Origin of the sequence: Streptomyces sp. NPDC050528, from assembly GCF_044457795.1 — a bacterium.
Taxonomy (GTDB): Bacteria; Actinomycetota; Actinomycetes; order Streptomycetales; family Streptomycetaceae; genus Streptomyces.
On record NZ_JBITHH010000006.1, the window covers coordinates 160,919 to 173,227 of the forward strand.

Annotated in this window: 10 protein-coding genes; 1 reads left to right on the plus strand and 9 read right to left on the minus strand. The window is 70.7% G+C overall.

All coding sequences use genetic code 11. From position 1 onward, the window contains the following. Positions 1–19: 19 nt before the first annotated feature. From ACIBK4_RS22240 to ACIBK4_RS22260, 5 genes are all read right to left on the minus strand, one after another. Positions 20–1,978 carry a putative baseplate assembly protein gene (locus ACIBK4_RS22240; RefSeq protein ID WP_398996700.1) on the minus strand — a complete coding sequence of 653 codons (1,959 nt, stop codon included), beginning with the start codon at positions 1,976–1,978 and terminating at the stop codon, positions 20–22. Between the two features lie 3 nt (positions 1,979–1,981). After that, positions 1,982–2,425: a GPW/gp25 family protein gene (locus ACIBK4_RS22245; RefSeq protein ID WP_019062855.1), complete on the minus strand. Its 444-nt coding sequence runs from the start codon at positions 2,423–2,425 to the stop codon at positions 1,982–1,984. An 85-nt stretch (positions 2,426–2,510) separates the two neighbouring features. Further along, the gene (locus tag ACIBK4_RS22250; RefSeq protein ID WP_398996702.1) at positions 2,511–4,418 is read right to left on the minus strand and encodes a VgrG-related protein; all 1,908 of its coding nucleotides are present in this window, start codon (positions 4,416–4,418) and stop codon (positions 2,511–2,513) included. Beyond that, the gene (locus ACIBK4_RS22255) at positions 4,418–5,140 is read right to left on the minus strand and encodes a LysM peptidoglycan-binding domain-containing protein (RefSeq protein ID WP_318019426.1); all 723 of its coding nucleotides are present in this window, start codon (positions 5,138–5,140) and stop codon (positions 4,418–4,420) included. Before ACIBK4_RS22255 ends, ACIBK4_RS22250 begins: the two co-directional genes overlap by 1 nt. An 18-nt stretch (positions 5,141–5,158) precedes the next feature. Beyond that, positions 5,159–5,581, minus strand: coding sequence for a phage tail protein (locus ACIBK4_RS22260; protein WP_033281422.1), 423 nt, complete (start codon positions 5,579–5,581; stop codon positions 5,159–5,161). Positions 5,582–8,054: 2,473 nt separating this feature from the next. Here ACIBK4_RS22260 and ACIBK4_RS22265 point away from each other — a divergent pair. Then, a complete protein-coding gene (locus ACIBK4_RS22265; RefSeq protein ID WP_398996705.1) occupies positions 8,055–8,393 on the plus strand; it encodes a hypothetical protein in 339 nt (112 codons plus the stop codon). Between the two features lie 917 nt (positions 8,394–9,310). On the opposite strand, the gene ACIBK4_RS22270 is transcribed toward ACIBK4_RS22265, so the two are convergent. The 4 genes from ACIBK4_RS22270 to ACIBK4_RS22285 all read right to left on the minus strand — a co-directional run bounded on the left by ACIBK4_RS22270 (position 9,311) and on the right by ACIBK4_RS22285 (position 12,084). Continuing rightward, positions 9,311–9,469 (minus strand): DUF6760 family protein, encoded by a 159-nt coding sequence (locus ACIBK4_RS22270; RefSeq protein WP_200684736.1) that lies wholly within the window; start codon positions 9,467–9,469, stop codon positions 9,311–9,313. Further along, positions 9,466–9,978 (minus strand): hypothetical protein, encoded by a 513-nt coding sequence (locus tag ACIBK4_RS22275; protein WP_398996707.1) that lies wholly within the window; start codon positions 9,976–9,978, stop codon positions 9,466–9,468. Before ACIBK4_RS22275 ends, ACIBK4_RS22270 begins: the two co-directional genes overlap by 4 nt. Further along, a complete protein-coding gene (locus ACIBK4_RS22280; protein WP_019063375.1) occupies positions 9,978–10,421 on the minus strand; it encodes a phage tail protein in 444 nt (147 codons plus the stop codon). The genes ACIBK4_RS22275 and ACIBK4_RS22280 overlap by 1 nt, the downstream gene beginning before the upstream one ends. A 70-nt stretch (positions 10,422–10,491) precedes the next feature. Continuing rightward, positions 10,492–12,084, minus strand: a complete 1,593-nt coding sequence (locus tag ACIBK4_RS22285; protein ID WP_398996710.1) for a phage tail sheath family protein — start codon at positions 12,082–12,084, stop codon at positions 10,492–10,494. Positions 12,085–12,309: the final 225 nt, after the last annotated feature.

Sequence of the window (12,309 nt, forward strand, 5' to 3'; positions counted from 1 at the left end):
AGATTCGCGCTGCTGATGTTCACGCGCCGTCTCCGATCACGCGGACGCGGTGGTCGAAGGAGAACACCAGCGACGGCCGCTCCAGGTCGATGCGGTCGGTCGGGTCGCCGCGCTTGCCGGTGAGCGGGTCGGCGGGGTGCAGGACGACCTCGTCGACCAACTCGACGCCGGGTACGCGCTGGAGCACCGCGAAGACCTCCCCGGACTGCACCGGGCGCCCGAACGGCCAGCCCTTTCCGTCCGATCCGCCGGTGAGCGGGTCGAGGTGGCGGTAGAGGGCGTCGTGGGCCTGGCGGCGCACCCGGTCGGTGTCGACACCCCGGAAGGCGTGGACCGTGGCGACGACGGTGACGCCCTGGTAGAACGGCGGCCCGACCGCCAACCGGGTCCCGATCAGCCGCCGTTCGTCGAGATGCCGGGTGATGCGGTCCAACAGGGCGTCCCCGGGCACGAGTTGCTCGAAGCGCAGTCGGCCGCCCGGGTCGGGTACGGCCTGCGGGACCACCAACACCCGTACGGCGTAGGCCCCGTGCTCCTCCTCGTCGCCCTCCAGGCAGGTGATGCGCGCGGTCTCGGGGGCGGCGCGGCGGGACAGTTCCTCGTAGTCCCGGAGGGTCACCGCCCGTTCCTGGGCGCGCAGGGTGATCGGGGCGCGGGTCTTGGCCTCCTGGACGGTCTCGCCGTCCACTCCCCCGCGCGCGGCCTCGCGGTTGACGACCTCGGAGACGTACGGGATGGAGCTGCGCAGGATCTGTACGGCGCCGCGTGCCACGTTGCCGGCCCGGCCGCCGCCGGTGCGGTAGCGGCGGGCGCGGATCACCGCGCCCTTGGGGGCGACCATGCCGTACTGGCGCAGGGAGCCGTCGGGTTCGCGGACGGCGGGTCCGAAGGCGAGTTCGCCGGTGGCCGCGTCGAGGGTGATGTGGCGGTCGTCGGGGCCGGAGGCGGCGAAGTGCGGGACGACCTGCCAGTCCGTCCAGCCGTCGCGCTCGGCGGTCTGGAGGAGCAGGGGTACGGCGTCGCCGACGACCGGTGTGTGGGAGAGCCGCAGCCGCTGCCCGGGCAGGCCCGTGGACTCGCCGAGCGCCTCGTCGTAGACCGTGTCGGCGTGGACGACGGTGGTGGTGCCGCCGATGGTGAAGGCCTCGGCGGAGCGGACGGTCGGCGAGGTGGTGTAGAAGGGCTGGTCGGAGTGGGGTTCGGTGACCCGGCAGCGCAGCCAGCCCGCTTCCTGGCCGCCGTTGCGGGACAGGCTGTGGCCGCCGGGGACGTGCAGGACGACCGCGCCGGGGCGGTTGAGACCGCCGGTGCCATCCCGGTCCACCTCGCACGCCTGCCAGCCGTCGGCGGTCCACGCCTCCCACACCAGGGGCGGTTGGCGCGGGTCGACGCCGACTCCGTCGACGCGGCTGTCGAGTTCGAGGACGAGGGCGCAGTGCGGGACGGCGGCGGTCAGCCCGAACAGCATCGAGTCACCGGGGTCGGGCGACTCGGCGAAGCACATGACGTGGTTGCCCTCGGCCAGGTCGTGGGTCCGGTCGACGACCTGCTTGCCCCGGTGCTGCACGACGAGATGCCTCAACGCGCTGGGCACTACGGCGAGTTCGCGCTCGGTGGCGAAGACCACCGCCTCCTCGCCCTCCGTGCGCATCGTCGCGACCTCGGTGCCCAGCGGCACCTGAACGGCCTCCTCCTGGGGCGCCGACAGCCAGAACGTGACGTCGGTGCGGGCCGCGGACGGCGGGAAGAGCGTGATGCCGACCAGGTCCAGGAAGGCCAAGTGGTTCTTGTCCGGTACCCGGTTGAGGCGGTAGACGATCTGGTCGGCCATGTGCGCGACCGTCTCGACGAGGGTGACGCCGGGGTCGGAGACGTTGTGGTCGGTCCACTCCGGGGCGCGCTGCTGGATGTAGCGCTTGGCGTCGTCGACGAACTGCTGGAAGCGGCGGTCGTCGAGGTTCGGGGAGGGCAGGGCCATCGGTCAGTTGTCGCTTTCAGCAGCCGTGCCGGGCGTACCGGAGGTGTCCGGCTCGTCGTGGGACGGGATGACGTAGAAGGGGAAGACGAGGCTGCGCGGGTTGTTGGTGCCGCGGATCGAGTAGCGGACGTCGATGTACAGCACGCTCTGCTCGGTGCCCGCGGTGACCTCGACGTCGTCGACCTCGATGCGCGGCTCCCAGCGGTCGAGGCTGACGTGCACCTCGTGCTGGATCCGGCCCGCGGTCTGCTCGTTGACCGGCGCGAACACCAGGTCGTGGATCGCGCAGCCGAAGTCGGGGCGCATCGGCCGCTCACCCGGCGCGGTCGACAACACGAGCCGGATCGCCTCCTCGACCTCGCGTTCCCCGCTGACCAGTGCGATACCGCCGGTCGGCCCGATGCGCAGCGGGAACGACCATCCGGAGCCCACGAACTGTTCGGCCATCAGACAACACCCGCCCGTTCCTTGCCCGTTGGGCCACTCATGTCCCCGCCTGTTGGGCCGCTCATGTCCATGCCCCGTCGGCCGGTCATGCCGGAATCACCATCGGGACAAGGCCGTTGAGGGTGACCACGCCCATGATCGGCACGGTGATGGCCCGAATGCCCACGTTGCCGATGGAGTTGACCTGTACGCTCCCGCCCGCGGTGAGCATCGCGTTGCCGAGCGCCTTCATGTTGAGGACACCCATCGCGTCCAACGTGATCGCCCCGGTGGTCGACTTGACGTTGATCAGCCCACGTCCCTCGATGTTCAGCGGCCCTCCGCTCTTGATCGTGAGGCTGCGCCGGGCGCTGAGAGTGAGATCGGTACCGGCCTCGACCGACACCGAGCGGCTGCCCTTGATGGTGACCTCGCCCTTGCTGTCCACCACGATCTCGGTGTTCGTGCGGTCCAGGGTGATGGTCAACTGCTTGTCCCCAGAGGCCAGTCGGACGCCTTGCTTACGTCCGCCGGTCTTCTGGCTGAGCAGGTCCATCCGGTTGCCGTCCCGGTCGGAGACGGTGTGCCGGCTCGCCTTCTTCCGTACGGCGTCGTGCAGCGGCACATCGCCGACGACGGTCGGCTTGTCCTTGCCGTTGTAGAGCCCGCCGATCACGAACGGATGGTCAAGTGCCCCTCGGTCGAAGGCGACCAGCACTTCGTCGTTGACGTCCATGGGGAAGATCCCGCCCCCACCGAGCCCGCCCCACTGGACAGTTCGCGTCCAGTCGCTGACGTACGTGTCGTCGAGCCAGGGGAACTGCAACCTCACCCGCCCCTGCTTCAGCGGGTCATTGACGTCCGTGACCAGGGCGTTGGCGACACCGGGCAGCCGGGGCGCGGTCTCCGAGCCGCCCGAGGCGAGCCCGTACAGCGAACGCCACTGCCGTCCGCTGACCGTCACCCAGGTCTCGTAGTGCTTGCCGTCGCCGAAGACGTGCCGTACGGAGGTGGCCGTGTACTTGCCCTCGAAGGGTGGGCCCACGTCCGCGAGCGCGACCGGAACTCCCGGGCGCAGCTTGGGATTTCCGCGCGCGACGACCTCCAGCTCGGCGAAGGAGGACGTCACGTCGTCGGCGAGCGCGGCGGCGGCGAACTTCACCTCGTTCTGCTTGTCGTAGGGCGTGCCCGTCTCGACCAGCTTGGCCGTCTTGAACTTGCCGGCCGCCGCACCCGGCGTGGTGCCAATTCCGATGGCCGGGTTGGACGTTCCGGGCGAGGTGGCGGTGAGCTTCTTCTTCGTGGTGACGTCCCAGCCGCGCGCCTCGACCGTGCCGACCTGGTCGGCGGCGGTCACGGCGGCCCGCAGCCGCAGGATGTCGTGCCCGGCCTGGAGCACGAACGGGCTTTTGTCGCCGTCGGTTTCGGGCGACGGCGCACCGGACGACGGCTTCGGCTCCACGAACTGGAACTTGCCGTCCGCGTCGACCGACATGACCATCTCGTTCTCGTCCGCGAGCCGCGCCAAGAAGTCCCAATCGGTCACGTTGGACTGGGAGATGAACTCGTACACGGTCCGCGTCGAGGTGATCTTCCCGATCGGCACCCCGTCCTGGGCGGCGAGTTTGCGGGCGATGTCGGACGCGCTCTGGTTGCGGTAGGCGGCCACCCGGCGCTGGCGCAGCAGCCGGTGCCCGAAGTCGTAGCCGCGCACGACGGTGAAGGTGCCGGTGCCGTCGTAGTCGGCCTCAAGTCCCGTGACTTCACCGGTGAGCAGCGGATCGGAGGCGCCCTGTCCGTCGGCGACCGGCGCGATGACGACCTTCGTGCCGAAGGTGACGCCGAGCTTGCCGAGGATGAGCCGGTACGGGTCCCGGAAGGTGAGCCGGAACGCGGCCGGGACGCCGACGCCCTGGTCGACGTAGCTGTCGACGAGGTAACGGGCGTACTCGGAAGGGATCTTGGCGCCGCCGATCTTCACCTCGACGACGTTCGAGAACGCGGACTTCACCATCAGGAACGCACCTCCTCGGCGGACGGCAGCACGAGTTCGACACCGTTCGCGAGCCGCGTCGGGTCGTCGATCCCGTTGGCCTCGGCGATCGCCCGCCACGCGGCGGAGTCGCCGTACTCCCGCCAGGCCAGCGACTGCAGGGAGTCCCCCGCTACGACCCGGTGGACGCGCTGCGCGGTGAGCGCGCCCGAAGTCGGGTTCTGGCCCTTGGTGTTGCTCGGTATCTCGTGCAGTTGGAGGCGGCAAGTGGCGCGGATGGGGACGCCTGTCGTCCCGAAGAGCGAGTAAGCGGCTTCGACGGAGGAGACGTAGGCGGTGAAGCGGGCGGTGGAGAAGGAACCCCACTGGAACACGACCCACGGCGGTGAAGGCTGTTTGGCGGCAATGGACTTGGTGGTCACGTCGCAGCACGCGAGGAGCGACTCGACCTTCTTCAGCACGGAGTTGCTGGTCGGTTCGTCGGAGGAGTCGAGGAAGATCTCCACGCCCATCTCACGCGGCTGCGAACCCATGAACTCCGGGAGGGAACCGTCCCGTTCTATCTGTGCGGGGGTCGTCTTCCACTGGGCGCGGCGGGTGAGGGACAGTTGCGCGGGGTTGAAGTCGAAGGCGAAGGTCTTGATGAGCCCGCCCGGGGTGGTGCTGCCCCCGACAGGTGGCTCATGTATCGCGAGGCTGGCCCGGACAAGGCTCTTGCCGGCGCCCCTGCTGGTGGTGGCCATGGTCTCGTTCGCCCCCGCTCAGTCCGTGAATCCGTGGTGGGCGATCTCCAGGACCTCGGTGGCGACGGCTGGCCCGGACGGGTCGAGGGAGGGGCCCTGCCAGCTGACGGGCAGCACGTCGATCAGCCCCCAGTGCGCGACCTCCGAACCGTCCGCGCGCAGCGCCGCGATCTGGCCCGTGGGGCGCTTGATCCCGGTCTGCACGGAGGAGATCCACTTGGCGACCTTCGCGGTGTCCGGGGTGAGCGGGCGGGTCAGCCGGATGGTGGAGAAGGTGACACGGGTGGGGAGTTGCCAGACGAAGCCGTTGTTGCCGCCCTCTTGCCGGTGCTCGATCTCCACCGTCGACGACAGCCCGTCGCACCCGTTGAAGTAGCCGAGGCTCTCGCCGTCGATGCTGAGGGTGAACCAGATGGTGGAGCCCGGGTCGAGGCGGGACATCGGGGGTGGGCCTGCCTTTCTGCTTTTGCGTTGGGGGCGGGGGCGGTACGTGGTGGGTGGTGCGTCGGGGGGGTGGTTCCGGGTTCCGGGTTCCGGTTAGTGGCGGGGGTCGCGGAGTTTGCCGATTCGTTCGCGGTCCAGGCGGAGTTCCGTGCGGATCAGGCGGGTGATGCGGCCGATGATCCGGTGCACGAGTTCGTCCAGCTGGAAGTCCGTCAGGTCTCGGGGGTCGAACTGGCCTGCGGGGATTGCCTCGTAGGCCGGGGGTGGGGGGTTGCTGGCGTTGGCGGTTGTGGTGGAGGAGTACGGGGGTGGCGGGTCGGGGGGTGGGGGTGACTGGGAGGGGGATGCGGTGTACGGCGGGGGTGGGGTGGAGGGGCGTGTGGCGGGGGCGGCGAGTGTGGTGGGCGGGGGTGCGATGGGGGTTTTGGTGAGGGTGGGGAGAGCGTGGTTCAGGGGGGAGGAGGGGTTGCGTTGGACTGTGGGGAAGGGGGCCGGCGAGCGGGATGGGGTGGAGAGGGGGCCGGGGCCGGGTGGGGTGGAGACCGGGAGGGGGGTGTGGGGTGCGGGGGTGGAGGGGCGTAGGGGTACTACGGGTAGGGCAGGGGTGCCGGGGTGTACGGGGGTGCTCGGTACTCCGAGGGTGCTAGGGGCTGCGCTCGTGCCGGGTACTACGGGTGTGGCAGGGCTGGTGGGTGTCGTGCGGCGGTGACGTTGTACGGGGCTGAAGGGCGATGGGGGCGCGGGGCGCTGCACCGGGGGTGGGTGATTCGGGTTCTTTGCAGGGTGCGGGTGCGTGGGGGCTTGTCGCGCAGTTCCCCGCGCCCCTAGGGGGTTGGGGTGGGGCGGGGTGAGCGGGGAGGTGGTGAGGGCGGGCGCGGCCGGGGCAGGAGTGGTCGGGCTGGGCGGAGCCGGGGTTGGGGGCACGGCCAAGGGCGAAGGCCCGCTCGGAGACGGCGTCACGGCTGAGGTCGGAGTCATCGCCGGGGGCCGGACACCGACCGAGGACGGAAACGCACCCGGTGACAGGCTCGTGGCCGGGGCTACAGGCGTCCGGTCTGCGGTGGTCGTAGGCGTTGCACGTGAGGAGGCGGTGGCCGAGGGAGCCGGCGGAGCCGGTACCGGCGTGCCGGGCACGACGCTTCGCTGAATCGTCGGCCCCGGACCCGGTGTCGCCGGAGGTGCCGGGTTGGCCGACGCTGCGGTGATCGCGGACGCGGCGGGTGCAGGGTCCGCGACCGAGGGAGCCTGCACAGCCGGTACCGGCACACCCGGGGCAACACTCCGCTGAATCGCCAACCCCGGACCCGAGGTCGCCGGGTTGCCCGGAGCTGTGGTCGGCCCGTGCTCGGTGATCGCGGACGCGGCAGGTGCGGGGCCCGTGACCGAGGGAGCCTGCGCGGCCGGTACCGGCACACCCGGGGCAACACTCCGCTGAATCGCCAACCCCGGACCCGGGGTCGCCGGAGGTGCCGGGGTGGCCGGGACTTCGGTGATGGGGGACGCGGCGGGTGTGGGGGGCGTTGCCCAGGGAGCCTGCGCAACCGGTACCGGCACGCTCAAGGCAACACTCCGCTGCACCGTCGGCCCCGGACCCGGTGTCGCCGGAGGTGCCGGGGTGGCCGGGACTTCGGTGAACGGGGACGCGGCGGGTGCGGGGCCCGTGACCGAGGGAGCCTGCACAGCCGGTACCGGCACGCCCGGGGCAACACTCCGCTGGACCGTCGGCCCCGGCCCCGGTGTCGCCGGGTTGGCCGGAGTTGTGGTCGGCCCGTGCTCGGTGGTTGGGGGTGCGGCAAGCGGATGTGCGGTCGTTGGGTATGCGGCGGGCTGGTGTGTGGTGACTGAGGGGGCCGTGGCCGGGGGCGGCACAGACGTGTTGGAAGCGACGCTTCGCTGAATCGCCGCCCCGGGTCCGGCTGTTGGCCTCGAACCCGTTTCCGTACGGTGCCCAGGGCCGGCCTGCGTGAACGGCGAGCCGATGAGGGGCTTGGCGTCTGCGGGTGTGGCGGTGACCGGAGCGCCTAGGGGTGAACGGCGTCGGGCGGGAGCGGGAGCCGGGGAACGGGGGGCGGGGCTTGCCGAGCCTGATGCCGAGGTCGACGTGGGCGCCGGACCGCTGGGCGAATCACCTTGCGGTGCAGGGGTGTTGGACGTGTTGCCCTGTGTGGAGTGAGCGGTCGAACCAGGCACCGGCGCTACGGGTGCGGAGGGCTGCCGTATCTCGTTCGGGCGCGTGGTGAGAGGGGCGCCGAGGGGAATGCGAGACGGGCGGCGAGCCTCGCTGCGTTGAATCTGGGGCGCGGGAGGGGGCGTAGGACCGGGGGTTGGATCGCTGGTCCGGGTGCGGGCGGAGTCCGTCGGTTCGGCCAGGGGTGCCGGGGTATGGGGCTGCGGTTGGGGCTGGGTGGTGCCCCCATCGCCTGGGGCAGGAGCACTCACGGCGCGTTGTACGGGCATCGGTGCGCGGGAGGTGTTCGGGGTCGTCGGCCGCGCCGGAACGACGGGCGTGACGGGCGTGACGGGCATGACGGGCATGACGGGCGGCAACTCGGCTGACAGCGCTGGTGAGTTCGGCGTCGGCGTCGGCGTCGACGCCGGCATCGATGCCAGCGTGGGCTTCGGAGCCGTCGAAGCAGCGGCTGCCGCACCCGGCCTCGCAACCGCCCGCTGCACGCTGTCCGTCCCGCCCCCGGAAACGGGAGCCGCGCTATCGCGCCTGCTGGGGCGGCTTTCGGGCTCGGTCGCGTTGAGGCCGGCAGGTTCCTTCCTCCTGGCAACGCTCCCGGCAACGTTCCCGCCCGCGCTGTGAGCGTTCCCCGCACCGCGAACTACGCTTGCGGCACTGCCAAGTTGATCAACGACGTCACCGGGCACCCGGACGGCAGGTGGGACAGGCGAGTCACCACCCGGCTCGCCTTCCCCTCGCCCCCCGCCAGTTGACACGGACGGGGACTCGCCACCCGAACTGTCGCCCACAACCGCCGAGTTCCGCCGACCAACCAGCCGCCGCTGCACCGCAGTCGCACTCGACCTCGTCAACGACCCGGTCCTCGGCCGGAGTTGCTCCGACGACGACACCGCAGTCACCCGAATACCGGGAACCGGCCCCACCGCCCCGCCCGAACCCACCACCACAGGAGCCGAAGCAGTACCGCTCACACCCACAGCCTCACTCGACACAAGAGGCACAGCCCGCACAGCCCGCTGCACCGCAGGCCCCGGCCCCGTCACCTCGCGCCCCGCACTCGCCCGCAACGGCGCCACCGGCCCCGGCTGCGCAACCAACGGCCGCCCCGCCAAGGGAAGTTCACCCGCAGGCTGCCCGAGGCTCGGTACCGCCCGCGCCGGCCGCGCCGACCCCGCAGGCAGCGAGGACCCCGCGATCCGGGCACTCCGCTCCGCGTCCAGCACCGCACGGAACCCCGCCCCCGTGAACGACGGGTTCTGCCACGTGGGCAGCCGCGTACCGAAGCCGGCGTCGGCAACTCCGGTGCCCCCAACAGCAGAGGACCGCTGAATCGGCGGCAACCCCGGCCACGCGGCCAGGGCCACCGCAGGCGCAGAAGCCGTAGCAGCCGTAGCACCAGAACTCACCGGCCCTGCGGAGCCACCCGCCTCGCCGGAACCCTGAAGCTCGCCAACTCCCTTCCCAGCGCCGGAGTTGGCGTCCTCACCGGCGACAGACCTATCCGCCCGCCCCCGCAACCGGTCCAAGAACCCCACCGCTCAGCCCTCCGCCCCGGACCGTGTCACCAGGGACGCGATCTCGCCGGTGTAGCGGCGGCGGTCGTGGTGTTCGAGGTCCAGGATGTCCTCCAGGCTCCAGTGGAAGTGGTAGGCGACGTACGCGATCTCCTCGTGCAGCCGGTCGGTCGCGTACGTCACGATTCCCCCAGGCGGCTCCCGCCGAGCTCCACTTCGAAGGGCTCCGCGCAGTGCGGGCACTGAACTGCCGCGCGGGTGTGGCCTTCCGCGTTGATCTGGCGGTAGAAGTCCTGGAGGAAGGCGAGGTCCGAGGCGAACATGTTCTCCACGATCCCGTCGTGGACCATGGGGACGCTGCCCAGCCGCGTGATCACCCGGCCGAGCAGCACGACCGACAGATACGCCGGATTCTCCTGGACGCGGACGTCCCGCAGCGGCACCAACTCGTCGCGTGCGGTGGCCAGTCGCATCACACCGTCCTGGTGGACCGTGCCGGACTCGTCCACATAGCCACGCGGCAGCTGGAAAGGGAACTCGGTCCGCAGCGTCTGCCGTACGGCCGGAGCGGGCGCCGCGGCGGCCGGCGCCGGGGCCGGAATCGGACCGGCCCCCACCTCGGCCGCCGTCCCCGGACCCGCACCCGGCGCAGCCACAGCCGTAGTTGCTCCCGCGGCCGCCGAACGCCTCATTATTCGATGACCAGTTCTTCGAACACGATGGTCACGGACTCGGTGAGCGCGGCGGCCTCGCCCGCCTTCACCGTGCTCGCGTCGATCTTGCTGCACCAGGCGTTGCGCAGGTGGTAGCGCTTCACCGGGTTGTTCTGGAAGTCCATCATGATGATCGACGCGTTCTTGCGCGCGGTGGTCATCTGGCCGGAGATCGACTCGTTGATCCACTGGGTGAACGAGGCCGACTGGGTCATGCCCCGGATCACCGTGCAGGTGCCGTTCTTCTTCACGCCCGGCAGGTTCTTGACGACGTTCTGGCCGTTGGGGGTGTTCTGCTGGTACGTGATGACGTCCTGCTCGATGCTGAGGCCGCTGACCTCCGCGAGGTACTCGACCATCACGCCGTCGATCTGCAGGCCGAAATTGTGTGAGGTGAGGGCGTCACCCGGCTGGAGACTCATGAATTCGCGTTCCTTCTGGCGTTACGGCGGCTGACTGCTGGCTGATGGGGCCGGGGATGGAGATGGCGGACTACTCCTCCAACTCACCGCTGCCGCTGGAGAACTGAGCCAGGCGGAAGATCACGAACTCGGCCGGCTTGACCGGTGCGATGCCGATCTCGCAGACGACCCGGCCGACGTCGACCGACTCCGGCGGGTTGGTCTCCTCGTCGCACTTGACGTAGTACGCCTCTTCCGGCCGCTGGCCGAACAGGGCACCGCTGCGCCACTCGTTGACCAGGAACGCCGAGATGTTGCGCCGGATCCGCGCCCACAGGGCGTGGTCGTTCGGCTCGAACACCACCCACTGGGTGCCGATCAGGATCGACTCCTCCAGGTAGTTGAAGTACCGGCGGATGTTGAGGTAACGCCAGGCCGGGTCGGAGGACATGGTGCGGGCGCCCCAGACGCGGATGCCCCGGCCAGGGAAGGCGCGGATGCAGTTGACGCCGATCGGGTTGAGCAAGTCCTGCTCGCCGCGGGTGATTTGGGTCTCCAGGTCGACCGCGCCGCGTACGACCTCGTTGGCGGGCGCCTTGTGCACACCGCGCTCGGAGTCGTTGCGGGCCCAGACGCCGGCGATGTGGCCGCTCGGCGGGATCAGCCGGGACTGTCCGCTGGACGGGTCGAAGGTCTTGATCCACGGGTAGTACAGGGCCGCGTACTTGGAGTCGTAACCGGCCGTCTCCTGCCGCCAGACCCGGATCTGACGGGCGTTCAGGCTCGGCGGCGGGTCGATGACCGCGACCCGGTCGCCCATCAGCTCGCAGTGCGCGATCAGGCCCAACTGGACTGCCTTGACAGCCTCCAGGTCGATCGCGCCGCGCTGGTAGGCGGCCATCAGGTCGGGCACCGCGACCATGGAGATCTCGTCCACGGCCTCCAGACCGCCGAAGCCGGTGCGGTCGGAGGAGTCGCCGAGGTAGGTGGCCGGGCCGGGATGTGACGCGGTGTCATTTCCCTTGCCGGGTACGGCGGGTGCGGCCGGGGCGGAGGCGGGCGCGGCGAGGGCGACCGTCTGGTTCTCCGGGCGGGCCAGCTGCGCCGCGGGCGCGGCCTCGGTCACCGCGATGAGCTTGGAGCGCTCCTTGACCTGGGTGACGACGTAGTTGCGGCCGCCCTTCTTGGCGGTCACGTCGAAGCTCTCGACGTCCTTGCCGGCGTCCTTGACGACCAGCCGGAAGCGTTCGGCGGGGCCTTCGCCCTCGGCGTCGGCCACCTCGACGGTCAGGTCGCCGGGCGCCAGAGCGGTCACGGCGAAGGTGCCGAGCTGGGCCGGCTCGCCGGGCGGCAGCGCGGCCGGAGCGGCCGAACCCGTCACGGCGGACGGGGAGTTGGACTCGGCCGAGGTGCCCTCGGCGGTGCCGCCGACGCGGACGACGTAGGCGGCCGAACCGCCGTTGTTGAAGAAGCCGTAGACGGAGTGGGCGAGGTAGTACCCGTCGGTGAACTCACCGAAGGCAGCCACGTACTGCGTCCAGTTGGTCACCAGGGTCGGCTCGTTCAGCGGACCGGTCGGGGCCAGGCCCACGAAGGCCGCCACCGAGGTGCCCACTCCCTCGATCGGGCGCGAGCCGCTGGCCACCTCCTCGACATAGACGCCGGGCGACAGGTAGGACGGCATGCTCTGCTCTCCTCGGGGTACGAGACAGGATGCCCTCAAGCGTCACGCGCGCGACCCCGCCGCCGAAACGTCCCCGAGTGCCTGCCTTGGGGCAACTTCCTTGCCCTCAGGGGCACTCCACAGCGCGGCCAGGGGCGGCACACTGCGATGGACGCCGTCGCTGCGGGGGCAGTGGGGGGTTTGCCGGGCGGCCCTTTTGGGCAACTCCTGTTGCCCCGGCGACTC